The organism is Ruminococcus sp. RTP21198st1_G1_RTP21198_201120, assembly GCF_040924265.1.
GTDB lineage: Bacteria > Bacillota > Clostridia > Oscillospirales > Ruminococcaceae > Hominimerdicola > Hominimerdicola aceti.
Map to the genome: position 1 here is coordinate 1 of NZ_JBCOMH010000006.1, position 26,977 is coordinate 26,977.

Consider the following 26,977-nt stretch of genomic DNA (forward strand, 5'->3'; position numbering starts at 1 on the left):
ACAAAAAAGACTGCTTTCCTACCCTTTTAAGGGTGGTTGCAGTCTTTTTTTATTGCGCGTTTTTTTACAGCCCCTTTCATTCAAATCATTAAAACTTCTTTATGAGTACCCGCTTTTAGTCAAGCGGTTATTTGTATTATTCAATATCGATTATCGGCTCCCACCGATAATGTCCGTTACACTCTTTATTAGTGCAGACAAAGTAATGTGCCTTATCTGCTGTTGTATTCACAGGAACATAGTAGCCGTTATGGCAAACAGGACACTCAACTTTTTCGCCTTTTTTTAACTTTGTGAGAATATCATTTTCTTCTGCCATGAACATAGCCCCCTTTTCTCCAGTTAAATTCAGGATAAACGTCTTTTACTGCAAGCTTTGAACACCACGCACAACACTTGCTGTGGTCTGAGCGGATAACGTACACCCTAAGTCCTGCGATGAAACGAAAATTGACTCACACGCTCACGTGGAGCGTACGTTAAAGTTACATATTTAGCAAAAGTTTAATTCTAAATAATCAGGCATTTCCAAACTGTAGTGTACATAGCCAGGATTTTCTGTGAATGTTTTATCCTTATCATATTCACCATTTACATATTTATCTAAGTTAATAGATTGCTCTAAATATTCAAAGTTCCACTCAAATTTACAAGCTTCCCAAATAGTCATATCTGAATATTCTGCAGAAGGACTACTCAAAAGTTCTTTAAGCAACTTTTTTTCTTTATGCGAAAGTTTCCAAAGCTTTTGGTCTTCTGCATTTTTATTTTCAACATAATCTGCTGAATTAAATAAAATTCTAACCACCTTAGCAGCATCTCCATAATAAACGTTATTATAAAATTTGAAATAAGGATGTCCCTGCCTTTCAGAATCGGGATTTACAGCGATACTTACATTATTCTGATTATCCCTACATACAGTTGACATTTCATCTAAGTATTCTTTCAAAAATAATTTAATCATTGCATGATACCTCTCTCTTTTTTACATTATCGTATTTCAACTCACACGCTCACGTGGAGCGTGACACAGCTTGCAGGGTCTATGTATTCAAGCATTTTATTTCAACTCACACGCTCACATGGAGCGTGACTTATTCCTGGTTTGCCAGCCTTTTTTTCTTGTGCATTTCAACTCACACGCTCACGTGGAGCGTGACACATTCCACGCTATGTTGACACGTTTGAAAAGGATTTCAACTCACACGCTCACGTGGAGCGTGACCTGGAAACCAAGTACGGCGTATTTCAACCCAAAGACATTTCAACTCACACGCTCACGTGGAGCGTGACGCGTTATCACGTTGTCTGACCCGATGAAGAATTTGAATTTCAACTCACACGCTCACGTGGAGCGTGACGCAAAGATGATACGATAAGAATTGCAGGTGAAAATTTCAACTCACACGCTCACGTGGAGCGTGACGATTTACAGTCGAGTTCTCAATAACTTCATTGTCATTTCAACTCACACGCTCACGTGGAGCGTGACAATCCAGTAAATGACGATATTGTTTTTGACGGCAATTTCAACTCACACGCTCACGTGGAGCGTGACTATAATCCCATTGAAAACTATTCCATGACAGAAAATTTCAACTCACACGCTCACGTGGAGCGTGACCTTTAGGTGTTTGGGATTTTGAGGGGGTTTATTCATTTCAACTCACACGCTCACGTGGAGCGTGACATGTGTGGTACAAATTTCGGTAGCGGTGCAAAAATTTCAACTCACACGCTCACGTGGAGCGTGACTAAAAAGTTCGTGCCTAGCCCATGCAGTAATCCATTTCAACTCACACGCTCACGTGGAGCGTGACTTTTACAAGTCTTCGCCAATTTTAACATCATTTTGTATTTCAACTCACACGCTCACGTGGAGCGTGACAAAGTTCATTACTTGTTCATCAATGGTGTCTGGTATTTCAACTCACACGCTCACGTGGAGCGTGACTGGTAACAATATCCAGTGCATTGAAAAACGGCAATTTCAACTCACACGCTCACGTGGAGCGTGACACTTGATGTTGTGTATATCTGGTGCTTGCTCAACGTGATGCGGACTTATTTTTTTATTTAATGGGTATCGGTTTGATTTTGTTCACTGTGCGTTCACAAATAGCATGGCATTTTCATGCGAACTTACTAGGGATTTGTGGATCACTTGGGGTACGCTGGTCAAAATATTAGGACGCCTTCAGGGTCATAGGTCTCTTTGGTGCCGTAGTGTTCTACTCTATGCTTCCAATTGTTGCCTAAGTAATATATCCGCAGACTATCATGCTTTGGGTCTATTATTTTCAGAAGTTTATCTTTCACTTTCAGAAAAGTGCCATAGTCTACGTCTATTTCAAACACGCTGTTCTGCACTCGCTGTCCATAATTTTGACACTCTTTCGACACTTTTCTCAGCCTTGTTTTACCCTTATTATCTGTTGTTGATACATCATAGCTTACTAAGGTCATCATTTATATCACCTCTATTTCAGCAAATAGTTCGGGTACTCATCTAGCTCGCCACGGATATATTTTGCGAGAAGCGAGCTTTGCACATATGGGAGTAGCCCTTGCTGTATCTTTTCGCCCAGATATGGGTGGACTATGCTTATGCGCTTACGCTCCTGCCATGCGGTGAGGACTTTTTTCTTGCCCTCTTTGGAGAGGTATACTGCGCCGCTGACCTGAGTTTCAAAGTCCTCGGGCTTTATCATTTTCAAGTTTATCATGGTAAGCACAAGTCGCTCCACCACGCAACGAAATTCCTCTACAAGGTCGCAGGACAGGCTGCTTCTGCCTGAACGCAGGGCGTGGTAAAAGCCGAGGCAGCTATCAAGTCCTACGCTTTCAAGGGCTGATGTATATGATGAAATTGCGATAGTATACAGAAACGAGAGCATGGCGTTTACTCTGTCGAGGGGTGGGCGTTTGGTGCGGTTGGCAAGGTAAAAATCTTCTTTTTGGTGGAGTATCAGTCGGTCAAATATATCAAAATATGCCTTTGCACAGCTTCCCTCTATACCCATGATGATATCTTTATCGGCAGTTTCATAGACGGTCTTTATGCCGTTTTCAAGATATTTTATACAATCTGTAAGCTCTCCGTCACTGTTTATATCTGGGTTATCGTGGAGCGAACGTCTGATAAGATAACGTGTATTTGAAAGCTTTGCGGCGACAGTATTCCTGATAAGGTCAAGCTGAGGAATAGAAAAAAGCTCAAACTGCTCTTTTCGCAGATAGACGTTGCCCTTTGTTTTGCCCTGAACTCTTGCGAGAAATTTACCTTGAGGAGAAATAAAATTAACGGCTATACCATATTCTGCACACTTGCCCATAAGCGCAGGTGAACAGCCCGAATAGCTGAAAATATAGATATCCTCGATATTAGTAAAAGGCACACGGAACTTCTCGCTGTCCTCTGCCCTGCACACTATGTTTTCGCCGTCAAGTGTGAGGTAGGCAGTTTCTTCGAGAATATAAAGTGAATTGAGCAGTTTACGCATTGTTTTCACCTCCGTTCATGGAGAAAATCGTATTTTTCACGCTATATTTCTTCACTTTTGGAAAGCACATATCCGACAGTGAACAGCCTGAACATTTCTGACCTTTTACACGCTTTGGAATAATATCCGCTGCAAGTATCTCACGCATTTTTCCAAGATAGTCGCAAAGCATTTTATCATACTCTGCGCCCTGAGTATCAAAGGGCAATTCTGATCGTCTGCGCACATCTGCATAGTACAGAAAACATCGACTATTGCAATGAAATACGTTATCCACGCAAAGCTTCTGCGCATAGACTTGTATAGCGTCGGTCTGATTGAACTCCCCTGCTTTGGGCCTGGTGGGTTTATACTCCACAATTTCCACACGGAATGTGCCGTCCAGAGTATCTATATAGTCACCGCTTTTGTCACGGACGAACTCGATACAATCTACAACTCCGAAAATATTGTACTTAGGGTCATCGTTATACACTGACACGTCACTTCGGACGATCTTACGCTTATTTTCAAAGTTGCGCTCGCCGCTGTGGACGTTCTCATGGAGGAGGTTTGCTTTGACGACAAAGGCGTTTTCAGCCCAGTCGTCATTAACTTCTAAAAGAGCAAACCTGCGTGGACAATACATATAATGCTGTATGTCACGGATATTGATAGTTACATCTTCGCTCATCAGAGCTTTTCAATAAGGGTAACGCCCTCAGGCATATCCTTATCTATGGAGATATCATAGTCTGAGTAATGTCTTGGAGTTGTCACGCCGTCTTTGAGCTTAACTGACACCTTGTCAAAGAGGATATGTGCAGGGGCATTGCCCAGGGCGGAGTCATGCTTGAACACGATAAGCTTACGCATACAAAGCTTTCCTCTTGCGGCGCTTCTGTCATGCTCGAACATATTGATGATAGATGTCCAAAGAAGCTCAAGGTCGTCCTCGCTAAAGCCTGTTATCTTCTGAGCGAGCATTGCGGAAACATAGCCCTCGCCACGATAGAGAGCATATGGGATTATGCTCTTTTTGCCCATTTCGGTCTCACCGCTCTGCTGTCTGTCTTCTGTTGTTCTTGCCTGTCTTGTGATTGTGATATCCTGAGCAAAAACAGGGTCGATACTTCTTGCAAAGTTGAGCTGTACAGGACCTCTTACAATGCCGCACGGGTCATCGCCTGTACTCATTACTGCACCGAAAGTTCTTACGTCAAAGTAGTTCTGACAGATATAGTCACGAACCTGCTTAACGTCATCAGGATTCTTGCCTTTCTGCTTTGTGGCAAGACCAAGGGTATTATAAGCTTCGGTGAACTTTGTATTGAGGGCTTTGTCTGCCTTGATAAGGATATTGTAGCCTGCTTCGCCCTCTTTGGTAAGCTCCACAAAGTTTCTTATCTTTCTTTTAAGGCACACGTCTGTAACGATACCGAGGCTTGTTTCTGGGTCTGTTCTAGGCATATTGCCTGCGTCAGGGTCGCCGTTTGGGTTGCCGTTCTCAACGTCAAAAAGCATTACAAATTCATATCTGTTCTTGATTGCGTTTTCCATAATATTTCGTCCTTTCTTTATTCTTCTGATTTAACTTCAGAATTTTCTTCCGGCTTATCTTTTGACTTTTTTGTATAAAGATCTCTGTACTGCTGTGCATAGCCTACAATAAATCTGCCCTGATCGTCTAGGGAGAGTGTAGACGGGAATTTGCCGTCAAGTCCGTCAAGTATCTCTCCGCAGAGTTTGTTATAGAATATTGGGCTTGAAAGCTTCTTGATATGGTTTTGTGAAAGCTTATACAGCTTTGGAAAAACTGTTGACGGCTTTGAGCACGCAGAAGCAAAGTATGAGTCCTTAATTGTTCTGTTAAGTCCTCCGCCTGAAGCGTCCTGCTGGATCTTTTCAAGCACTGCGAAAAGTCTTCCGCAGAGATAAGCCTGATTTTTGTTTTCAAGGTCTAATGACATTTTGATCTCCTCCTTATTTTGCTTACGGTTTATGCAGCCTTTTATCAAGCCTGCCCTTGTATCATTGAGTTTTATAAAATGGTTGTTCTCCTCGTCGCTGTCGGTCTTGACCCTTGTTATTACTGTGGAAAGCAGTTCGTCAGGGTATCTTGTGCCTTTGAGTATTGCTTCAAAAAGTGCGGCGGTGAGAGGTGACGGAACTTTTTCTTTGGACGATTTTGGTGAGATAGGCTCACGCTTGATTCGTTCAATGCTTACTTGATGCTGACCCTCAGTAAACGTGATATCCTGCTGATGTTTGAGTACATTGTCAAATATCCTGCCGAACTTATCGTGGAAGATGAACTTCTGGGATATTCTGGAGCTGTTGGGTGTGAAGCCTGCAACGTAAAATTCTACGTTAGGGTCATAAGGCATATCGGCTGTCCTGCCCTGTTTAAGCTGGGTCATGACAGTGTTTAAGTTTCGGTCGGCTTCGTTCACAACGGTTTTATTTAATTCGTCCTCAAATCCGCTGAACATACCGGCAAACATATTGCATTCTTCTACATCGTTCTTCTTCATTGCGAAATAGACTATTGTCATATCGTCAAAAGTCTTATAATGGCTCCTGTCAGCAAGCAGAGAATTAAACGCAGAGGTATACATTTTCATGGCTTTCTCAGAAACATTGCTGTTGTATGACTGCTTCTTGCCATAAGATTCAAAGGCAGATTCTTTCATGCCAACGAGGACACAGCCTGAGGACATTCCACCTTTGATACCCTTTATTTTATCATGGATACGGGCTTGCGGGAGCTTCTCACCAAGAATGGAACAGGTGGATAGTTCGGTATCGTCACTGTCGCTGTCGGCGTTAAGCTGGGCGAGATAATCCTCATAGGCGGCTTTGAATTTACTGTCATTGTGAAGCTTAGTTTCAGGAGAGCCGTCAAGTCCAAACTCATAGTAGGAGCTTGAATACTCCTTGCCTAGGGCAAGAAGGTGTGGGTTTTGGGTTTCCTGCTCAGGTTCCCATGTACGGATAAAATTAAGATAGGCTTTGCAGATAGGTGAGTCGATATTCTCAAAGAACTTCTCATTCCATTCGCAAAAGCATTTGTGTGATTTTGCCGCTTTGTTGGTAGCGTCTGTAGGGGTCAAAGTTCCTTTATCATAGTTCAGACCGAATATGTAGAGTGGTCTGTGTTCGATCGTATTTTTGTCTATGCCCGGTTTCTGCGTTCTTACGGGAAGCTGTTCCATTACTGGATCATAGACTGTTTTTGTCTTTTTATTTTTCAGAGGGATAATTCGGGGTACTCTCAAATCGTTTATTGCGGCTATCTTGCCCTCGGGGGTAAGAAGAATTTCAAAGTGTATGGCTTGCTTACAATAGCCTGCAGGAGTTTTATTCTCCTGCAAAGCACTGTAATCGCACAAGGCTTTTATCAGCATTTAATCTCCTCCCTGTATTTTGCAACGTCGATAACACCGTCTATCATATGCGGACGGTAGAAAACTGCGTCTGCCTTGTCAGAAAACTTAGGGTCGTTCCAATCATTATTGACAGGCTTGCCTCCGTCCTCAAACTTCATGCCGTAAAGCATAAAGCCAAGGTCTTTATCACCCATATTTTGCGGTGCTATCTGTGTAAGGTCAAAGTCGTCAACAAGTTCAATACTCTTTATTGCAAATTCACGGCAGCCAAGGCATGGCTGTCTGAAATGCTGGCCGTTTCTGAGACGTCTGAGCATTATATTATAATGCTTCTCATCAGATTCGTCGGGGTGGTCTGATTTAAGATAGGTGCGCTCAAACGTGAAATCGATACCGTATTTCACATTTTTCAACACCATTGCCGCACGCTGACTTCGTATCTCCGAGGTGTACATCTCCGCTGAGCCTCCGCCTTTCATTTGCTGTTTCACTGATGATAACAACAGCTTATCTTTGACCTCGTTTCGTCGGATATTGGTAAACTCGATAGGGTTGAACACCACTATTTTGTTTATCTGATAGCGCACGGCAGGCTTCCAATATACTGATTTGATAAGTCCCTCCAGTGCGCTTGGTGTGGGTACGTCGTAACTCACCCTCTCAACTTTCATTTCAGGTCTTGAGAAGCAAGCGTAGTCACCTGTCACGATGGTCTTAAAACCATAGCTCATTTTAGCATCACTCCTTTTAAGCTTATATTAGTATTTGGTACATCACTTTCGCTCTACATATATGATACTCCATTATGAATAAAATGTCAATAGTTTTCATGTATAAAAAAAGTGTCGGATTTTAGGCATATTTCACAATTCTACGTTCAATGGTTTGTGGTATAAAAAAGTTGACTTTTTAAAATAATGTTTGTATAATATACTTGTCTATGCTTTACGCATATGTGAGTTGAAAAATATTCGTATTCGGTACGATATGGAATGCAGCAAGTGGCAGACTGTCTTGGTGGCAGCCTGCCATTTGTTTTAGATGAAATAATCCTGCATTGCGGCTTGGGTGTCCAAACCTGTTTCATTATTATAATAACTTTGATTTTCAAGAATGAATATGCCTGTGCCGTGATCTTTGAGAACACCCTGAGAATAAAGATCCTTGAAAACGTTCATATAGACAGACACTGAATATTTCTGCAATGCTCTTCTTACTGACATATCACCATTACGCAAGGTTTCAACAAGTTTATGGCAAGTCTGGTCGTTAGGATCGTCGATAACGAGAGAGATAGTGTCGGCGGAGATATATTCAAACTGCATTGCGTAGCTTCGGAATGGTATGCTGTATGGTGACATTAAGCCTTGGCGGTCGAATGAGTTGCTTTGTTCGTTATATTTCGCAATAGAGTTTTCAGCTATACGACTTTGGTTGAAGTCGAAAATTCCGTCGTAGTATTCTTTAATACAATCATAGGAAGTTATATCTTGGTACTTTTCCAGCAAACCTTTAGTCTTGTTAATTCTCATGGCAAGGTCGCTTCCCTTGCGGTATGTTTCGTCAATGTCAAAAACGTACACATAGCCCTTGGCATCTTTACCCTCACGATTACATCTGCCCCCTGCCTGCAAAATACTGTCTAATCCTGAAAGCTGGCGGAAAACTGTGTTAAAGTCAAGGTCAACGCCTGCTTCTACAAGTGAAGTTGAAACTACTGTGATATACTCGCCCTTTTTAAGCTTCTTTCTTACTACTTCTATGACACGGCTTCTGTGGGCTGGGGTCATATTGGCGGAAAGGTGATATTTTTCACCTTGAACAAGATTGTAAAGCTCTGCCGCTGTTTTCTTGGTATTCACAACGATCAGAGCATTTTTACACCGAGAGGCATTTTCTGCAATGGTTTCAAGAGTGGTTTTGCCCATGTCTTTATATTCGCATTTCTTGAAATACTTAAAATTGGTTCGGTCGGTAACAAGCTTATTATAGTTCACATCAGGCAGGAACTTATCAAAAAGCTTAGAATAATCGGGCATTGTGGCGGAGAGAAAAAGGGCTTCGCTGTTAAGATACTTTGTTATATAGCCCACAGCTTTAAGGCAGGGACGAAGAAGTTCCGTTGGAATAAGGTGTATTTCATCAAAAACTATCACGCTGTCACGGAGATTGTGGAGCTTTCGCAGTGCTGAGCCTTTATAATGGTATATGGATTGAAAAAATTGCACGCTTGTGGTGATTATAAGTGGTGCGTCCCAATTTTCGCAGGTCCTTTTGAGCTTCTCTACGGTTTTCTTTTCTTCCTCTGTGTTGCCGTCATAGGAATAGTTTGAATGATGCTGTAGGACAGGGAGAACGTCGCCGAACATTTTTTCAAACTTATTAGCGGTCTGTTCTATTATACTTGTGTAAGGTATGACGTATATGATTCTCTTCTTTCCGCTCTCTAAGGCTAGTTTCAAACTACATAAGGTTTTTCCGCTACCTGTTGGCATATCAAGAATTGAAATATGACTTTTATTGACCGAATTATCAAAAGCTTGTTGCTGGATACGGCTTCTTGCTTGCCTTAACGGGTTATCTGACGGCATATCACTTAATTCTCTGTTCAGTTTATCAAGTGCCTTTTCAAAATCACCGCTCATGCCACGTTCAACATTTTTATTGCAAAATATTTCGGTATCGAGAAAATCTGCGTCTGTCAGGCAAGAGAACACGTACTTGGTGAAAAAGGCGTAACGCTCGATAAGCTCGGTGGGGTCTTTTGCAGAACGCAGTTCATTTAATGGCGGTGTTATTTCTTCCAGTGTTAAAGAGGCAAATTCTATTTCAGTGGCGTATGCACTGTAGTCGCTTTCGCCCGTATATTCGTCTGCTCTTTTTAGTGTACCGTTTAGGGTCGGGCTGTCAGAGTTGTCTGCGACTGTGCCGCCGTCCATAAGTCCTGTGTGGTGTCCTGCGATGCAATACTCCATAAGGGGTGCGAAACAATCGTTTTTATCTGCAAGTGTTTTATACTCTATCGCTCCGCAGGAAGCGTGGCTGAATTTTACTTTGTCATCATCAAGCCGTTTCTGAAAGTTAAGAGCATACTTACCTATATCGTGATACAGGCTCGCTTTTTTCGCAAGGGGTTTCAAAAGATCTACTGAAAAGTCCTCCGCCAATTTGCTTACGCCTATAAGGTGGGCTTTTACAGTTTGCCTTTCACCGTCCTCACGGGTGTGTGCGTAATATTTCATGGTCATTTCTCCTTTTTTGGATAGACAAATCTATCTATATTTTTATTATAGCATACAATTTAATACTTGTGGGGAAAATTTTTGTACACATAAACAAATATTTGTACAAATTGTTATATTTTTATTATAATACATTATAATATATAGGTCAACATAAAGCATTCGACATTTTGAAAATTCGACTTGATTATTATTTAAAAATGTGTTAAAATTAAACTATAAGTAAATTTGTATTTTTTTAAAATGTTATGAGAGGAATTTATATGAAGTACAGACTTTTATACAATAAGATCACAGTAGTGGCTCTTTCGGCGATGTTGTCGCTGAGTGCTGTATCATGCGGTAAGCTTGACACGAGCAAGCTTGACGGAAACGCTTTGACAGTGATCGAAACCGAGAGCAAAGCGGAAGTCAAAAAAACTGAGGACAGCTCCAGCAAAAAAGAGGTCGAGGTGAATGAAGAAGAAAAGGAACAGCCAAGCTACACCTGCTCGCTGGTTTGCGTGGGCGACAACCTTATACACGACAACATTTATAATGAGGCGCTAAAGCTTGGCGGTGGTGAAAAATATGATTTCACGCAGGCTTATGAACACGTTACAAAGTACATAGAAGGCACTGATGTGGCTATAATCAATCAGGAAACGCTTGTTACAGACAGCGTTGAACCACAAAGCTATCCTATGTTCGCATCGCCAACTGCTGTGGGCGACAAAATAGTTGACATGGGCTTCAATGTGGTTTCTATGTCAAACAATCATGTTCTCGACCAGGGTGAAGAGGGGCTTATAAGCTCTCTTGATTACTGGGACACAAAGGGCATTGTGCATTACGGTGCTTATCGTTCGCAGGAGGACGCTGACACTATCAAGACCATGGAAGTCAACGGCATAAAATTTGCTTTTCTGGGATACATGGAGCACACAAATGGTAATTATCTCAGCGGTGACGGCGCTCAGGTGATATATCTTGATGAAGAGGACAAGATAAAGGCTCAGATAGAAGAGGCTGACAAAATGGCGGACGTTGTTGTGGTTTCATGTCATTATGGCACAGAGATACAGAACGAGCTTAACAAACAGCAGACGGAGATAACGCCTAAGCTTGTGGAGTGGGGTGCTGACCTGATAATAGGCACGCAGGCGCACACTATCAGCACTTGCGGATATCTTGACAAGCCTGAGGGCGGACAGGCTTTCGTTTACTACGGTTTGGGCAACTTTATTTCGACTATGTATGACACAAAGTCGCTTGTGGGACTTATTGGCAAACTCAATGTTGTGAAGGACCCTGACACCAATGAGGTGACATTCGAGAACGTTAAGGCGATACCGATAATATCGCACTTTGAGGGTGATTCATATTATGGCGATTGGTACAACTGCACTGTTTATCCTTATGCGGAATACACTGACGAGCTGTTTGCCAAGAATTATGTTGAGGGCTTCACTCGTGAAAGCGTGAAGCAATGCTTGTCTTACATACCTGATGAGTTTCTTAGTATTGAGTAGTCGGGGCAATATGTAGGGGACGGCGCCCTCGACGTCCCGTTTGCAAAGTTGATAAAGAATATGATATTTCTGCGGACGACTTTTATGCCGTCCGCTTTTTTTGGTATTGTGTAAAGGTTTACATATATCTTAATAAATTTATATAATGTAAATATCAATTCATGAAATGTTTACACTAAAATATGCTCAATCCATTAAAATACTTGCACATATCACTTTTTTACTATTGCAATTTAGGCAAATATGCTATAAAATATACATAAAGGGGGAGGAACGGACTTCCCGATAAAATTTTCATTTTTTTATATTCTGAAAACTATTTTAAATTTACAGGAGGGTTTATTACATGAAATTTGCTGACGGTTTCTGGCTCAACCAGAGAGGCTACGAAGTAAACTATGCAAATCAGGCTTTCGAGATCGAAGAGGTCGAAAACGGATTCCTCGTTGTGGCAACACCTTTCGTTGTATACAACAGAGCTATGATGCTCGGAAGTGCAAACCTTGAGATCGCTTACACTTCAACTCAGGAGAACTGCGTAAAGGTAAGCATCACACACCACAAGGGTCATGTTGACAATGGTCCGCACTTTGTTCTCGAGGACAAGGGCTTCAAGCCACAGGTAACTGTTACAGACAAGGAAGCCGTACTTGTTACAGGCGACACAAAGCTCGTTGTTTCTAAGGAAAACTGGAGCTTCACATACTATTATAGGGATAAGAAACTCACAAGCGGTGGCTGGAGATCGACAGGCGTTATTTTCGAGAGTGCTTACAAGCAGCAGGCAAGACTTCAGACACAGCTCGACGACACATTCTGGAGCTACCCTGCCGATCCTACAAGAACATACATCAGAGAGCAGTTTGACACTTCTGTTGGCGAATATTTCTACGGCTTCGGCGAGAAATTCACAACATTCACTAAGAACGGTCAGAACGTTGAGATATGGAACGCTGACGGAGGTACTTGCTCAGATCAGTCTTACAAGTCTATCCCATTCTATCTTTCTTCAAAGGGCTACGGCGTATTTGTAAACAGCACTGACAAGGTTTCATATGAGGTTTGCTCTGATACTGTTTCCAAGGTATCAATGACAGTTCCAGGCGAGAGCCTTGAATACTATGTATTCGGCGGTGCTAACCTCACTGACGTACTCAAGGGCTACACTGACCTTACAGGCAAGCCTTCACTGCCGCCTGCATTCTCATTTGGTCTGTGGCTCACAACTTCATTTACAACAACATATGATGAGGAAACTATCACATCATTTATTGATGGCATGGCTGAGAGAGATATTCCTCTTCAGGTATTCCACTTTGACTGCTTCTGGATGAAGGGCTTTGAGTGGTGTAACTTTGAGTGGGACAAGTCACAGTTCCCTGACCCACCTGCAATGCTCAAGAGATTGCACGAAAACAAGGGTCTGAAAACTTGCGTATGGATCAACCCATATGTTGGTCAGCGTTCAAAGCTCTTTGACGAGGGTATGAAGAACGGCTACTTCATCAAGAAAACTGACGGTTCTGTATTCCAGTGCGATGAGTGGCAGCCTGGTATGGCTATTGTTGACTTCACTAATCCTGAGGCTTGCAAGTGGTATGCAGGATATCTGAGAAAGCTCTGCGAAATGGGTGTTGACACATTCAAGACAGACTTTGGTGAGAGAATACCTACAAGAGATGTTGTTTACTATGACGGCTCTGACCCTATCAAGATGCACAACTTCTACACATATCTTTATAATGAGTGCGTATTCAATGTACTGAAAGAATATTTTGGAGAGAACAAGGCTTGTCTGTTCGCACGTTCTGCTACAGCAGGCGGTCAGAAGTTCCCTGTTCACTGGGGCGGAGATTGCTCAGGCAACTACAACTCAATGGCTGAGGTTGTAAGAGGCTGTCTGTCACTTTGTATCTCAGGCTTCGGCTACACTTCACATGACATGGCAGGCTTTGAAGCTACTGCTACACCTGACATTTACAAGAGATGGGCTGCGTTCGGTATGTTCTCATCACATTCAAGACTACATGGTAACCAGTCATACAGAGTGCCATGGCTCTTCGATGAGGAATCCTGCGACGTTCTGCGCTTCTTCACAAAGCTCAAGGGCAAGCTCATGCCTTATCTGTGGGCTCAGGCTATCAAGACACACGAGGTCGGCGTACCTGTAATGAGAGCAATGGTCATCGACTTTGCTGACGACCCAACTTGCCTGACGCTTGACAGACAGTATATGTTCGGCGACAACATTCTTGTTGCTCCTATCCTTAATGACGAGGGTATCGCTGAATACTATGTTCCTGAGGGCAAGTGGACAGATATTATCACTGGCAAGGTTCTTGAGGGCGGCAAGTGGTACAAGCACAAATGCTCATACTTTGAGATCCCTGCTCTTGCTAAGCCAAACAGCATTATTGCATACGGCAACTTTGAAAGACAGATAGAGTATGATTATCTTGAGGGCACAACATTCACTATCTACGAGCTTGAAGACGGCAAGAGTGCAGTTTGCCCTATTTATGACACTGAAGCAAACAAGGTATTCGAGCTGACAGCTACAAGACACGGCAACAAGATCGAGTGCGAATACACTGACACAAAGGCAAGCTTCAAGATCGCTGTGGCTAACACAGACAAGACTGTTGAAATTGCTCCTAACTTCAGCGGCAAGGTAATCATTGAACTCTAATGACTAAATAAAATCATCGCTCCGAGAGATCGGGGCGATTTTTTTGCGTTCGCACATAAAATCGGGGCAAATGAGGGTAAAAATTCTGTATATTTGCTCTTGAAGAAAATATGAGATCGGGGTATAATATAGATAGTACGATTTGAGGAGTAATTTTATGAAATCAAGAATACGAAGTGCTATACCGAAAAAGATAATCGGCATAAATATCAGTTCGCAAAAGCGTGATATCATTGAAGATATTGCTAAAAGCGAAAATGCGGAGGCTGTTTTCTTTGACAATGAGATAATGGGACAGCAGGTGGGATATCTTTGCGGTTTCAAGGGCTTTGTCAGGTCTGAAAAAGAGGGCGAGGACATCACGGACGAGTGCCTTATTTTTTCGGGCATTGACGGCAGGAGCCTTGACCCTATACTGAAAATGCTTAGGGAAAAAGAAGCTACGGTGAAGTTAAAAGCCATTGTCACGGCACACAATCAAAGCTGGAACGTTGGCGAGCTTATAAAAGAGCTGAGGCGTGAACACCTTCACATGAATGGGGGCGACAGCGGTGAAAAGTAAATACAAGGCTATTATTTACATTATTCTGTCGGCTTTTTCGTTTGCATTCATGTTCGCATTTGTGCGGCTTTCGGGAGACTTACCGACGGTGCAAAAGACCTTTTTCAGAAATTTTGTGGCGTTGTTTTTCGCTATCGGAGTGCTAAAGAAAAATCACATACGCTTTCACATTGAGGGCAAAAAGAACAATGCGGTCATTTTTGTGAGGGCGCTTGCTGGCACGCTAGGAATGCTTGGAAACTTTTATGCCATAGATCATCTTGTGCTGTCTGACGCTTCCATGCTAAACAAAATGTCACCGTTTTTCGTTATCATTTTCTCTTTTATTTTCCTTAAAGAGCGGCTGACTTTCTTTCAGGGCTTCACTGTAATTTGTGCATTTATAGGAAGCTTGTTTATCATCAAGCCGAGTTTTCAGAATGTGGACTTCTTCCCTGCCCTTATTGGTTTTCTAGGAGGAATGGGAGCGGGACTTGCTTACGCTTGCGTAAGATACTTAGGACAGCATGGAGTAAATGGTGCGGTGATAGTTGCATACTTCTCGGGATTTTCCTGCTTGTTCACCCTGCCATTTCTAATATTAGATTTCCACCCTATGACGATTTTCCAAATACTTTGTTTATTGGGAGCTGGCGCAGGTGCGGCAGGCGGACAGTTCGCTATAACTGCGGCTTACACTCACGCTCCTGCAAGGGAGATATCGGTTTATGATTACTCGCAGTTGATTTTTACCACAATTTTGGGATATTTCCTTTTTGGAGATATTCCTGATGGCTGGAGCTTTCTTGGATATTTCATTATCATTGCAATGGCTGTGCTTGTTTTTCTTTACAACAACGTATGGCACAAGGACAGTGAGGTCAAGGGCTGAAAAAACATACAAAAAGAGCGTTTTTACCGAGAAAGTAAAAACGCTCTTTATTATTAATATTGTAGTTTAAGCTCCGCCTGCGATAAATCTCTTGAGATCCTGTGGGTTTACGCACTTTTCAAGCGCAACGTCCATGGAGATCGTTCTCGAACGAACGAGCTTTGCAAGCTCCTGATCCATGGTCTGCATTCCTGTTGCTTTACCTGTCTGCATAGCTGAACCGATAAGATGCACCTTATCGTCACGGATCATAGCTTTGATAGAGTCTGTTGCATTAAGAATCTCACAGCAAGCTACACGGCTTGTGCCGTCGAATGTACGGCAAAGTGTCTGAGTACAGATACCAACGAGAACGGAAGCAAGCTGAGTTCTGATCTGATGCTGCTGGTGAGCAGGGAAAACGTCGATGATACGGTCGATAGTTGACGGTGCGGACGTTGTATGAAGTGTACTCATAACAAGATGTCCTGTTTCAGCGGCGGTAACAGCAGCTTCGATAGTCTCGAAGTCACGCATTTCTCCTACGAGGATAATGTCCGGGTCCTCACGGAGAGCAGCACGCAGAGCAAGTGAGAAGCTCGGTACATCAGGTCCGATCTCTCTCTGGTTTACCATACATCTCTTATGAGCGTGCATATACTCGATAGGGTCTTCGATAGTGATGATATGAGCTGATTTATGGATATTTACATGGTCGATCATTGCGGCAAGAGTTGTTGACTTACCGGAACCTGTAGGGCCTGTTACAAGCACAAGTCCACGAGGTCTCATTGAGAACTCTGCAAGGATAGGTGGCAGGTCAAGGTCGGTAAGGGTCGGGATATCGTTTCTCAAAAGACGGAGAGCGATGGCCGTGTTTCCTCTCTGACGATACACGTTTACACGGTGACGGAAACCTCTTGAAGATACATATGTAAAGTCGGTATCAATATGGTCTTTGATAGACTGACGCTGCTTATCTGTACACATATCCTCGCATATTTTGAGAATTTCGATCTCGGTCATATCAGGATATGAGGAAAGCTTTCTCAGGTTACCGCCCTGTCTAACTATCGGCGGAATACCTACGGTGAAGTGCAGGTCGGAACAGCCAAGGGCTCTTGCTTCATCAAGAATTTTGTTAATGTCGATTGCCATTAGAATTTACCTCCATATATTTCTTTTTTATACAGCATATGTTACACGGATAAGTTCGTCCATTGAGGTCTTGCCTTGCTGAACAAGCTCTGAAACGTTGTCACGAAGCAGGTGACAGCCCTCTTTCTTTGCAAGCTCCTGAATTTCGTCAGCTTTTGCTCCCCTTGTGATAAGAGCCTGCATAGACGGTGTTGCGAGAAGGATCTCATGGATAGCGGTTCTTCCCTTATATCCTGTGTTATTGCACTTTGGACAGCCACATGGGTCGTACACCTGTACTGAATGGTCAAGACCCATAAGCTCGTTTTCTTCCTCAGTTGACATTCTAGGCTTTTTGCACTCAGGGCAAAGCACCTTTGTAAGACGCTGAGCAACGATACCGATAAGTGAGGTTGCGACCATGTATGCCTCAACGCCCATATCCACAAGTCTTGTTACAGTAGAAGCGGCGTCATTGGTATGAAGTGTTGACAAAACAAGGTGTCCTGTAATAGCGGCACGGATAGCGATCTCAGCAGTTTCGGTATCACGCATTTCTCCGACCATTATGATGTCTGGGTCCTGACGGAGGATAGAACGAAGGGCTGCACCGAATGTCATGCCTGCCTTTTCGTTTATCTGGCACTGGTTTACGCCATCAATCTTTTTCTCGACTGGGTCTTCGACGGTAATAACATTGTTATTAGGCTTTGAGATCTCACCAAGCGCGGCATAAAGTGTGGTAGATTTACCTGAACCTGTAGGGCCTGTTACAAGGACAACTCCCTGCGGCACTTTCAGGCACGCCTCAAATCTCTTATAGTTATAATCTGTCATACCCAGGTCGGTTATTTTTCTAAGGGACATATCGCCTGTTGCGAGGATACGGAGAACGACTTTCTCACCGTACACCATTGGAAGGTTAGATACACGGAGGTCAAGAGTTGTGCCGTCAACGACCTGTGACATACGACCGTCCTGTGGGATACGCTTTTCGGCGATATTCATGCCGCTCAAGATCTTGAAACGGGTAACAAGCGAAGTATGAAGTGCGGCGGAAAGGGTCATAAGCTCAATAAGGTCGCCGTTTACACGGATACGGATAACGGTTTTATCCTTGAATGGCTCGATATGTATATCCGTTGCGTCCTGACGCTGGGCGTTCTCGACGATAGCGGTAGCAAGTTTAACAATAGGAGCGTTCTCGATTCTCTCCTCGGAGATATCCTTGAGTTCTTCAAGGTTAAGCTCTTCCTCTTTTTGCTTTGTAGCTTCGTCAACAACGGAGTTAACCTGACCTTCTGAGTACATCTTACCGATTGCACGGTTGATAGATGACTTTGTGGCAAGGACAGGTGTTATGCTGCAGCCTGTGATAACACGAAGATCCTCAAAGATATAGAAGTTGATAGGGTCATTAGTTGCAACGGTCATACGCTTGCCTATTTTGCTAACTGCGATGACGTTATACTTTCTTGCAGTTGCCTCCGGTATCTTCTTGACGATATCAGGCATAAGCTCAGTATTATCAAGGTCGATATAAGACACATTAAGTCGCTCGGCAAGGACCTGACAGAACTGAACATCGGTAACGAGCTTCATGTCAATAATGACATCACCAAAAAGTCTTCCCTTTTGCTCCTTCTGTTTGGCAAGAACTTCCTGAAGCTGTTCTTCAGTTATAAGACCTTTCTGTACCAGATACTGACCGATAGGGCCGTTTCTCATATATATTACTCCAATCCTCCGCATTGATTTAGGGATCCGACGCTGCGGAAACGTCTGCTGCGGTGCAAAAACCGCAAAAAAATCATATTATCTATTGTAATCTTCATGAAAGTATGATAAAATTAATATATTAACTAATGAATCCAAAGGAGGATCACTGTGGATAATTTAACCTTATCATACATAATCATTTATGTATTTGTGTTCATCTTCGGAGCGTGCATAGGCAGTTTTCTTAATGTCTGCATATACCGATTGCCGAAAAATGAAAGTCTTATCAAGCGAAATTCTCACTGTATGACCTGCGGTGAGCCAATCAAACGGCGTGACCTGATACCGATAGTAAGCTGGTGCATACTTCGTGGAAAGTGTCGAAGCTGCGGTGCAAAGATATCGGCAAGATACACTATAGTTGAAACGCTGAACGCACTGCTCTACTTATGGGTATTCTACCATTTTAATGGAATTTTCAATCCGCTTCGTGCAGCACTTGTCTGTCTGTTATTCTCTGCTCTTATCGTTGTATTCTTCATGGACTGGGACACTCAGCTTATCAACACATATGTTGTGATATTCATAGGTTTGCTTGGTGTTGCGGAATACATCTTCTGCAAAGATCAGACGGGACTTACGCTTAAGTCACACTTGATCGGATTTTTCATTGTGAGCGTGCCTTTGCTTATTATTTGTCTTATCACACATGAGAAAGCAATGGGCATGGGAGATGTATATCTCATGGCAGCAGCAGGGTTGTTTCTCGGAATGCAGGGTGCTTTGGTAGCGCTTCTTATCGGACTGATAACAGGCTCGATCGGTGGACTTATCCAGAAGCACCGCAGCGGTGATTCAGTATTTGCATTTGGTCCATATCTCTCCATAGGAATTGCTGTTGCAGCTTTGTACTCAGAGCAGATCGGTTCATGGTACATGGACTTTACTGGTCTTAACGAGATGATGAACGAAGCAATGCTGATAATAAGATAATTGCACAAATTCCGCAGTTTGATACTGCGGAATTTTTTTGCTCAAAAAATCCTCTTAATAGAAGTTTTCTGTTAAGGGGATTTTTTCAGCAATCAGACCCGTGGAGGGGTCTGATTGAGAAAAGAAATTACTGTACCTTAGATACTGTAATATCAGATGGGTTAAGTGAATACTTTGAAAGATCCTCAGTATACTTTGGATCGTTGTACTTCTTAAAATACAACGTAACTGTGACGGTTCCACCCGCTGGAATAAATACACAGTTTGATGGGTTATTCAAATCGTTGTTCGTTGTAAATCCACAAACCTTATCATTTGGAATTTTCAATCTCCAATCCGCCTGCATCTGATCAAATGCAAAACCAACATTAGCACTTAAAGACCAGATCTTTACAACATCAGAACCATTATTCTGTATTGTTATATCATAGTCTATCTCACCATCATTGATTTTTCTTGCGATACTGCTGATAACGTACAAATCATTTGTCGGTTTTGAAATGAAGGTTGCCTCAAAAACAGTATCTGATGTTATAACCTTAGTAGATATATCATCGCTTGTTCCTTCTACGACCCAACCGCCAAATATCTTATCAGCGTCTGACGAAACAGGGGTAGCTCCTGGATAATTTGCATACTGTCCATCAGAAACATAAATAGTTGAGGCATTTATTAAAGAACCATTTAATTTAAACTCAACCTTATGCTTGTTCTGTACAACTGGAACGAAAACAACTGAGCTATCTGTAATAGAAACATCAGTAAGACCCTTTGAGTTATCTGATTTGTATACCCACTTAACAAAATCCTGTTTTATAGTATCCATGTCAGTTGGAATTCCCGGGTCATTTGCAAAGTCGCCATCATAGACTTTTGTTGTTGTAAATGTAGAACCGTTGATATTCTCAAACGTTACATTAAATTGGGCTTTCGGTGCAACAGGCGGATAAACACAGGAGAATACCATATCCTTATTTATTGTTACGCCTGTTGTAAAATCAGCAACGTTATTCTTGCTGTCTACCCAATAAGGCGTGCCATAACCTGTTCTTGATGGCATAGAAGGTGGAGTTTTATAAACTGTACCCGCCTTGACAGACTTAGTATCTATCTGTTTACCACGAAGCGTTGAATCAGGGTCGCTTGCAGAGTAGATAAACTTTACACTGTATGTTTTTGAACTTGAAACTGTTGTCTTATCATAGAAAATATAAGTATATGTGTTTGAAGCGTCAAGGCTGTAATACTTTCCCTGCTGAGCTGTGCAACCTGCAGGAGCAGTAGTTGCCTGAGGATATGTGACATAATCAGGAGCTACAGAGAAATCTTTATAGTCACGAACTTTGTATGAATCTGAATCGCCTTCATTTATGTTAATATTTGTAAGATTTACTGCTGCGTCCTTTTTATACTTTGTTTTCGTAAAAGTATAGCTTCCGTTCTCATATGTTGGCTGATAGGCTGTAAGAGAAACGTCGAGAGTACGCATTTCCTCAATATTGCTGATACTTGCACCGATATCAAACTTATAATTGTCGTAAAAATCAACGCCTCTTGCAACAGCAGAATTATTAAAGTTTAAGCCCTCTGTATTTACATTACCTACATTGATGATACAGCCTTTTGCACCCATTCTCTTTGCGGCTGTATCCGTGTCGCTGCCTGAATAGTTTTTCAGACTATAGCCACGAAGATTATTATTGTCAATAACGATACAGTTTGAATAGGTCACACCGCTTGCACCGATAGTACCAGAGGTTGAAACATCAGGCACACCAATATAATCTTTAAGCACAAGAACATTGGTCGAATATCTAAGCTCATCATCAAGATAGTCTATAAGACCTGAACCTATGACATTGCTTTCCATTGTTGCATCAGCGTCATGATAAACATTATTTGCAGGTTTGATCATATTAAGGATAGCTCCGAGGATCACGCCGAAAATCGTTACCACAACGATAAGCTCAACAAGGGTAAAACCCTTGCGGTTTTTATTCATTTTCAAGATCCTCCCTCCTTATGGTGTTGATTGTGCATCGTCATATTCAGCCTGGTTTTTGTAATCAGAGCCACCCATATAATGGATAACTACATAACCTGTAGCTTTACCTGACGCATCTTTTTCAAGATAATGGTCAAAGGTCGCATCTGTGATCTTAAATGCAGCTGCATCGGCTGTTGGAGTGCTGCTGTAAAGATCAGATGACTGTGAGAAGCCGAAATAATCGCTTCCTGTTACGCCTGAAAGCACAACGCCAAACTGCTGATTTCCACCGTCACCGATAGGGATAAGAAGTGAATTTCCTGATGAGTTATTATTTACATCAAAGAACTTTCCGCCTGTAAGCTCAGGCGTAAGAGCATAGAAATTCATATCTGCCCCTGAATTGTTATAAAACTTTACCCAGTAAACGCTCTTTTCAGGATTAGGCGTAATGTTTATGTCCTTACCCTGAAGAAATTTGAGCTGATAGCCTGCGTCTTCATCAATATTATTAAGCTTTGCTTTAAAGCCATAGGCTGTAGTATTGAACTTTATACCGCTTCCAAAGTCTGCCTCAAGGGCAAACTCATTTGTAGTTTTGCCACTTGAAGAGAACTTGTTTACCTTCAACTCGTTCATATTGACGGTCTTGTTATCATTATACTGCTCGGCATTTACTGCCTGAGTATACATTTCATTGTTGCGGTAGTAGTTTTCAAGATTCTGTTTTTTTGCCGCTACAGCAACTGTAACAAGCATAGCTGACATACCTGACAAAAGTGCCATTGCTATGATGACCTCTACAAGAGTCATACCCTTTTTATTTTTGCTGTTCTTTTTCATGAGTATACTCCTTTCAATTAATAGTGATCATATCTGTCAAGTTCGTATCCGTAAGCATAATCATCCTTGTCGCCCTTCGCATTCTGCATTACAGAAGTAGTTGAAGGCTTGGTGTATACATAGAACGCTGTATTGGCGTTACCAAAGCTGTTTGCGATAACTACACCGACTGCACAGCACTGAACGGTCATTTTTCCGCCTGCTGAGTCTGTTACCACAAGTCCGCCAAGACCGCTTGTTGCGATATTAACGATAGCCTGTGGTGAATAGAATGAGCCCTGGAAGAAGCTTTGATCTGTAGCGTTAAGTGTTGTGTTCTCACCAAACAGGAAGATGATGCTGCTGTTTTTCGGTCTGTAAGAGCCTGCAACATCTACAGATGTAGGGTTGAGAACAAAGCCGCTCTGTGGTAAGCCAGGGTTACCCTTTGTATTATTGAGAACAGAAGAATCAAACATACGAACGTAAGTATCATAATCAAATACCTTAAGTCCCTTAAAGCTATAGTTACAAGCACTAGAGCCTGAATGCTGTGACTTGCCTGTTACTGAGTCGATACCATTAAGTGTAATAGCACTGCCTGAGTCTGAAACAAAATAGCAGTTGTATTTTCTGTCACCTGTAGTCGTATCAATTATAGTTGAACGATTTCTAACAACTATTACAGGTGACCATTCTGCTCCAAGATTAAGACCATTCTGAAGTCTTATAACGATATCACCCGAAGAATCAGAAACATCAACGAGGATCCTTGAACCATTGCCATAATCATTGAACGAAAGATCAGATGCCCATGTACAGCTTGATGTTATTCTCAATTTGTAGCGGCTTGTAACTGGAGTCTTAGCTCCTGTTCCTGTAAGGTCTATTAGCTCAGTAAGCGTGTAGTCAACATTATTCCAATAGCTTGGATCGCTTGCAAAGGTATTGAAAGTTTTGGTGTTTGAGCCATTATAGAAAGCCTGATATTGATCAGAGATCGTTGTCACATTAGTATCACTGCTCATGAAGAAATCTTCCGGATAATATACATAGGCATCAGCAGATACAGGTATCTGTGGCTTTGCGTCACGACCTGCTTTGCTAAGAACAGCTCCTTCATGAATATTTGAAGCCTGGCAGACGATCTTATCTTTACCTGTGATAGTGCCGGTAACATATACAGAGCCTGTTACCTTAAGTGACTTTGTGACATTAAGATCACCCTCGACATAGAGAGAGCCATTGATCGTCTGACCAGCTGCACCAAATGTTGCATCGCCATTATAAGCACCTGCGCCCTTATAAACGTAGAAGTTACCATACTGTGTATAGTCATTTCCGCCAATGTTAGCTTCACAACAGAACAAATCGACATCAAAACCTGAAGAACCAACGTCCATATGGTTTGAAGTGGAGAGCTTCTGACCGATATTAACATAGTTATATCCGTCTGCTCTTGCCATTGTGGAGTTGATGTGGAATTCATTTGAAACATCAAGGTTTTCAGAAATTGTAACAGTTGAACCCTGCTTTTCGTCTACAAGACTAGGCTTGAGCATGATAAGAGGCTGTGTTGAAACCTCCAAAGAACCATACATAAGATAAGAACCATAGATACTCGTATTGTTTGTAAATCTATAGACCTTACCAGTGGTATTATTGATACCAGCCATGTCACCGATAACGTTAAGGTTATCATAACCTGCGCCGCCGTTACCAACAAGCTCGATAGTATTTGTATAGTCGGCAGGCTTTGGATCTGAGCGAATAGAGATATGTGCTGCTACCTGTTCTGTCTTTCCAAGGTAAGTAGTTTCACAGGTAACAACGATATTTGCAACACTTGTACCCTCCTGTGCTACAGTTATCTTTGTGGTACCGATATTATCGCTTTTACCATTTGATCCATTATAGCTGACATTAGTAGTTGTACCCTTTCCGCTATTAGCACTTGCTAGCTTTTTAAGGTTATCTATGGCCTTTTTCTGCTGAGCCTTTGCAGTAGGGTCATTGGTTGGAGCAGTATCAGTCTGTATCTGATTAATAAAGCTTTCAAGAGTAGATGAAGCTGTCAGATAAGCCTGTTTGCTCTTATAGTTATCATTTGTTTTTGTCCTATTTACCGAAACAAAAGAAACAGTTGCAGTCAAAAGTATTGACAGCATGAGCATGACAGCAACCGCTGTGAAAAGCACGACTCCGGGTTTGTTTCTTTGTTTCCTCTTCGGAGTATTCTTCATATTAACCACCTTTCTTAGTTTTATTATCACTTATGCTATACTTTTTTCATTTTACACAGGTTGATTACTTATATAAAATTTTTAATCATTATATAGCACTAATTGGCAGGATAAGAAATATTCCTTATCCTACCAAATAGTTTTCTCTTAGCTGGCAGAAGGATCAGCAAGCTTCTTCAGAACGTACATATTCAGTGTCATAGAGCCTGAGATCTCGCTCTCATTGACATTTTCAATGTTAACATTCTCGATCACCATGCTCTTTTCGTTGTTTGTCGTCAGGTTGTCAGCAAAATTCTTGAAACCTGAAAGCGAGCTTTTGAACTGAATGTCAAGGCTATAGTAACCTATTGTCTGTGCAGCTGTTTCATTGGTATCAGCTGCATTTTCATCTGTGTTTGCGTCTGCAGCTGATGAATCAGTTGTGCTTGCATTATTGTATTCATCTACCTTAGTGTCAAAATCAGTAGCTGTTGCTGTTGACTCATAAGTAAAAGGCGAAAGAACTGTGCTGCCGTATGATGAAATAGTCATATTGGAGTTTTTGATCTTTACATCATCAACATTAAAAAGCTCACGAACCTTATCAGTAGCCTTGTATGCTACCTGATAATCATAGAAGTTAGCTGCGACCTGTGAGGTGCTTGTATAAAGTGTCTGAATCTCAGCGGCAAGGTTCTTATCCTTGTCTACCTGGTCTTCAAGCTCGCTGAGCTGTACCTTTGCTGATTCCAGATCACTGCTTGCCTGACTACACTCATCAATGGCAGGCTTAATAAAAAGCATAAAACCTGCAACAATTATAAGCAGTACGAATACTACTATCAAAATCATTTTATCACGATAATTCAACTTCATAATTATTCACCCTCGCCCTCTTCTTTAAGATAAAGTGTCAGCGAATCAAGCGTTACGCCTGAGCTGCCGTCTTCACCGATCGAATATCCGTTGTATCCTACATCTTCCTGGAAGAGTCCTGTACCTACAAGGGCATCGATTGCTGTTTTTACATCTGACTGATCATCAAGCTCAACCTTAGTAAGTGTTACTGTACCAGCTTCAAGGTTATATGTAAAGCCTTCATACTTGAAAGAACCAAGAGCTTCCTTGATATCGTCAAACATCTCACTTGACACGACCGGAAGTGTTTCAAGAGCTGCATTTGCTGATGTAACATAGTTTGAATAATCCTGCATGATCTTCATCTTATTGTGAAGTATCTGGTTCTGGGCGATCTTCTCATTGCAAACAGCTATCTTATCATTAGTCTTGTCTATATCTTTCTCGATAGAACTCTTCCTGAGATTAATAACAAGTGTTGCACCTGCGATAAGCACTGCGGCTGCCGCAGCGAAGATACCGCCTGTCATGAGCAGCGAACCCATTCCGCTGTTGCCGCCCTTACCTGTGGACTGATCGACTTCGAGGAGGTTGATCTTCTCTGTTGCCTTGTTTCTCTTATAGAGAGCACCGATAGCATTAGCAAATACTGTAAACTCGAAGTTCTCGAAACCTGTGATCTGAGCAGGCACACCGAGAACGGAAGCCTTTATATCAAGACCGTCAAGAGCGTCAACGAGTTTGATGTAGTCCTCGATAAAGCCATAGAGAATAACATTTTCAAGTCCTGAACCGCCTCTTGCCTTATTGAACTGCTCCATTCTGAAGATGTTCTCGTTAAGAGCTTCAGTGATATAATCGTCAGAATCATAATCTTCTTCTGAGATAGGAACGTATCTGGCGAATGCCATCTGTCCATTCTCAAAAAGTGTAAGACCAAGGAAATTCTTATCGATCTGGCAAACCAACAGTGGCATTTTCTCCATGTTGGACTTGTCAGCAAGAACGATTCTTGCGATAGAGTTACATCCGATGTTAACAGATCTGAGGTTCATGCCCATAATGTTATAAAGCTTTCTGTAGCTTTCAACTATCGTACTAGGGCAAGCTGTTGCAAGTACCTTCACTGCACCAGGATTATCCTCGCCTGCTTCACCTACTACTGTATATGAGATAGAATACTCATCTGTGATACCCATTTCCTGGCTCATATGGTTCTGTACCATAAGCAGGAACTCATTACCCTTTGCCTTTGGAACTACAAGCTCCTTGAATACGATGTTGCTCGATGAAAAAGTAACGATAGCGTCCTTATCCATCATATCCTCAGCCTTGATCTGAGTGAGCAGTAACTCAGACAGACCTGAAAGGTTGATGACCTCACCATTAAGGATCATATCCTCAGGAACGTCTACCTGCAAAGATCTTTCGATCCTTATCTTGTTAGAGGAGTTATCACCTTTAACAATGTTGATTTGTCTATCAGAAATATCAAATGATAGCATTTA

The 26,977-nt window shown here is 42.1% G+C and carries 22 protein-coding genes and 1 CRISPR repeat array; of the genes, 5 read left to right on the forward strand and 17 right to left on the reverse strand.

The window, feature by feature from the left end; genetic code table 11:
- Nucleotides 1-136: 136 nt before the first annotated feature.
- The 10 genes from AB5627_RS04970 to cas3 form a co-directional block, all read right to left on the reverse strand.
- On the reverse strand, nucleotides 137-319 hold the full coding sequence (locus tag AB5627_RS04970; RefSeq protein WP_022286932.1) for a hypothetical protein: 183 nt from the start codon (nucleotides 317-319) through the stop codon (nucleotides 137-139).
- Nucleotides 303-425 (reverse strand): hypothetical protein, encoded by a 123-nt coding sequence (locus AB5627_RS04975; protein ID WP_265290752.1) that lies wholly within the window; start codon nucleotides 423-425, stop codon nucleotides 303-305. Before AB5627_RS04975 ends, AB5627_RS04970 begins: the two co-directional genes overlap by 17 nt.
- A 68-nt stretch (nucleotides 426-493) precedes the next feature.
- Nucleotides 494-967: a hypothetical protein gene (locus tag AB5627_RS04980; protein ID WP_022286933.1), complete on the reverse strand. Its 474-nt coding sequence runs from the start codon at nucleotides 965-967 to the stop codon at nucleotides 494-496.
- A 33-nt stretch (nucleotides 968-1,000) separates the two neighbouring features.
- Nucleotides 1,001-2,022: a CRISPR direct-repeat array (repeat unit 32 nt; unit sequence ATTTCAACTCACACGCTCACGTGGAGCGTGAC).
- Between the two features lie 159 nt (nucleotides 2,023-2,181).
- Nucleotides 2,182-2,472 (reverse strand): CRISPR-associated endonuclease Cas2, encoded by a 291-nt coding sequence (gene cas2, locus AB5627_RS04985; protein ID WP_041337298.1) that lies wholly within the window; start codon nucleotides 2,470-2,472, stop codon nucleotides 2,182-2,184.
- 11 nt (nucleotides 2,473-2,483) lie between these two features.
- On the reverse strand, nucleotides 2,484-3,506 hold the full coding sequence (gene cas1c, locus AB5627_RS04990; RefSeq protein WP_022287595.1) for a type I-C CRISPR-associated endonuclease Cas1c: 1,023 nt from the start codon (nucleotides 3,504-3,506) through the stop codon (nucleotides 2,484-2,486).
- A complete protein-coding gene (gene cas4 / locus AB5627_RS04995; protein WP_022287596.1) occupies nucleotides 3,499-4,179 on the reverse strand; it encodes a CRISPR-associated protein Cas4 in 681 nt (226 codons plus the stop codon). The genes cas1c and cas4 overlap by 8 nt, the downstream gene beginning before the upstream one ends.
- Nucleotides 4,179-5,045 (reverse strand): type I-C CRISPR-associated protein Cas7/Csd2, encoded by an 867-nt coding sequence (gene cas7c, locus AB5627_RS05000; protein ID WP_265290753.1) that lies wholly within the window; start codon nucleotides 5,043-5,045, stop codon nucleotides 4,179-4,181. Before cas7c ends, cas4 begins: the two co-directional genes overlap by 1 nt.
- A 17-nt stretch (nucleotides 5,046-5,062) precedes the next feature.
- Complete coding sequence (gene cas8c, locus AB5627_RS05005; protein ID WP_368369701.1) at nucleotides 5,063-6,892, reverse strand: type I-C CRISPR-associated protein Cas8c/Csd1; 1,830 nt, start codon at nucleotides 6,890-6,892, stop codon at nucleotides 5,063-5,065.
- Nucleotides 6,886-7,605: a type I-C CRISPR-associated protein Cas5c gene (gene cas5c, locus AB5627_RS05010; RefSeq protein ID WP_368369702.1), complete on the reverse strand. Its 720-nt coding sequence runs from the start codon at nucleotides 7,603-7,605 to the stop codon at nucleotides 6,886-6,888. Before cas5c ends, cas8c begins: the two co-directional genes overlap by 7 nt.
- A 306-nt stretch (nucleotides 7,606-7,911) precedes the next feature.
- Nucleotides 7,912-10,116, reverse strand: coding sequence for a CRISPR-associated helicase Cas3' (gene cas3, locus AB5627_RS05015; RefSeq protein ID WP_265290755.1), 2,205 nt, complete (start codon nucleotides 10,114-10,116; stop codon nucleotides 7,912-7,914).
- Between the two features lie 263 nt (nucleotides 10,117-10,379).
- On the opposite strand from cas3, the gene AB5627_RS05020 reads away from it, so the two are divergent.
- From AB5627_RS05020 to AB5627_RS05035, 4 genes are all read left to right on the forward strand, one after another.
- Nucleotides 10,380-11,627: a CapA family protein gene (locus AB5627_RS05020; protein WP_022286808.1), complete on the forward strand. Its 1,248-nt coding sequence runs from the start codon at nucleotides 10,380-10,382 to the stop codon at nucleotides 11,625-11,627.
- Nucleotides 11,628-11,973: 346 nt separating this feature from the next.
- Nucleotides 11,974-14,316 carry an alpha-xylosidase gene (gene yicI / locus AB5627_RS05025; RefSeq protein WP_022286807.1) on the forward strand — a complete coding sequence of 781 codons (2,343 nt, stop codon included), beginning with the start codon at nucleotides 11,974-11,976 and terminating at the stop codon, nucleotides 14,314-14,316.
- A 157-nt stretch (nucleotides 14,317-14,473) separates the two neighbouring features.
- Nucleotides 14,474-14,878 carry a DUF3783 domain-containing protein gene (locus AB5627_RS05030; protein ID WP_022286806.1) on the forward strand — a complete coding sequence of 135 codons (405 nt, stop codon included), beginning with the start codon at nucleotides 14,474-14,476 and terminating at the stop codon, nucleotides 14,876-14,878.
- On the forward strand, nucleotides 14,853-15,749 hold the full coding sequence (locus tag AB5627_RS05035) for a DMT family transporter (protein ID WP_368369703.1): 897 nt from the start codon (nucleotides 14,853-14,855) through the stop codon (nucleotides 15,747-15,749). Before AB5627_RS05030 ends, AB5627_RS05035 begins: the two co-directional genes overlap by 26 nt.
- Before the next feature lie 66 nt (nucleotides 15,750-15,815).
- Here AB5627_RS05035 and AB5627_RS05040 read toward each other — a convergent pair whose 3' ends face one another.
- Nucleotides 15,816-16,886, reverse strand: a complete 1,071-nt coding sequence (locus tag AB5627_RS05040; protein WP_022286804.1) for a type IV pilus twitching motility protein PilT — start codon at nucleotides 16,884-16,886, stop codon at nucleotides 15,816-15,818.
- A gap of 27 nt (nucleotides 16,887-16,913) precedes the next feature.
- Nucleotides 16,914-18,593, reverse strand: a complete 1,680-nt coding sequence (locus tag AB5627_RS05045) for a GspE/PulE family protein (protein ID WP_022286803.1) — start codon at nucleotides 18,591-18,593, stop codon at nucleotides 16,914-16,916.
- Nucleotides 18,594-18,752: 159 nt separating this feature from the next.
- Here AB5627_RS05045 and AB5627_RS05050 point away from each other — a divergent pair, with 159 nt between their 5' ends.
- Nucleotides 18,753-19,577 carry an A24 family peptidase gene (locus tag AB5627_RS05050; protein WP_022286802.1) on the forward strand — a complete coding sequence of 275 codons (825 nt, stop codon included), beginning with the start codon at nucleotides 18,753-18,755 and terminating at the stop codon, nucleotides 19,575-19,577.
- A 127-nt stretch (nucleotides 19,578-19,704) separates the two neighbouring features.
- Here the strand turns inward: AB5627_RS05050 and AB5627_RS05055 are convergent, their stop codons facing one another.
- The 5 genes from AB5627_RS05055 to pilM form a co-directional block, all read right to left on the reverse strand.
- The gene (locus AB5627_RS05055) at nucleotides 19,705-21,579 is read right to left on the reverse strand and encodes a type II secretion system protein (protein ID WP_022286801.1); all 1,875 of its coding nucleotides are present in this window, start codon (nucleotides 21,577-21,579) and stop codon (nucleotides 19,705-19,707) included.
- Nucleotides 21,580-21,597: 18 nt separating this feature from the next.
- A complete protein-coding gene (locus AB5627_RS05060; RefSeq protein WP_022286800.1) occupies nucleotides 21,598-22,407 on the reverse strand; it encodes a type II secretion system protein in 810 nt (269 codons plus the stop codon).
- A 17-nt stretch (nucleotides 22,408-22,424) separates the two neighbouring features.
- Complete coding sequence (locus AB5627_RS05065) at nucleotides 22,425-24,629, reverse strand: hypothetical protein (RefSeq protein ID WP_368369704.1); 2,205 nt, start codon at nucleotides 24,627-24,629, stop codon at nucleotides 22,425-22,427.
- A gap of 147 nt (nucleotides 24,630-24,776) precedes the next feature.
- Nucleotides 24,777-25,487, reverse strand: coding sequence for a type II secretion system protein GspM (gspM, locus tag AB5627_RS05070; RefSeq protein WP_368369706.1), 711 nt, complete (start codon nucleotides 25,485-25,487; stop codon nucleotides 24,777-24,779).
- Between the two features lie 2 nt (nucleotides 25,488-25,489).
- Nucleotides 25,490-26,974 (reverse strand): pilus assembly protein PilM, encoded by a 1,485-nt coding sequence (gene pilM, locus AB5627_RS05075; protein ID WP_041337281.1) that lies wholly within the window; start codon nucleotides 26,972-26,974, stop codon nucleotides 25,490-25,492.
- Nucleotides 26,975-26,977 lie beyond the last annotated feature (3 nt).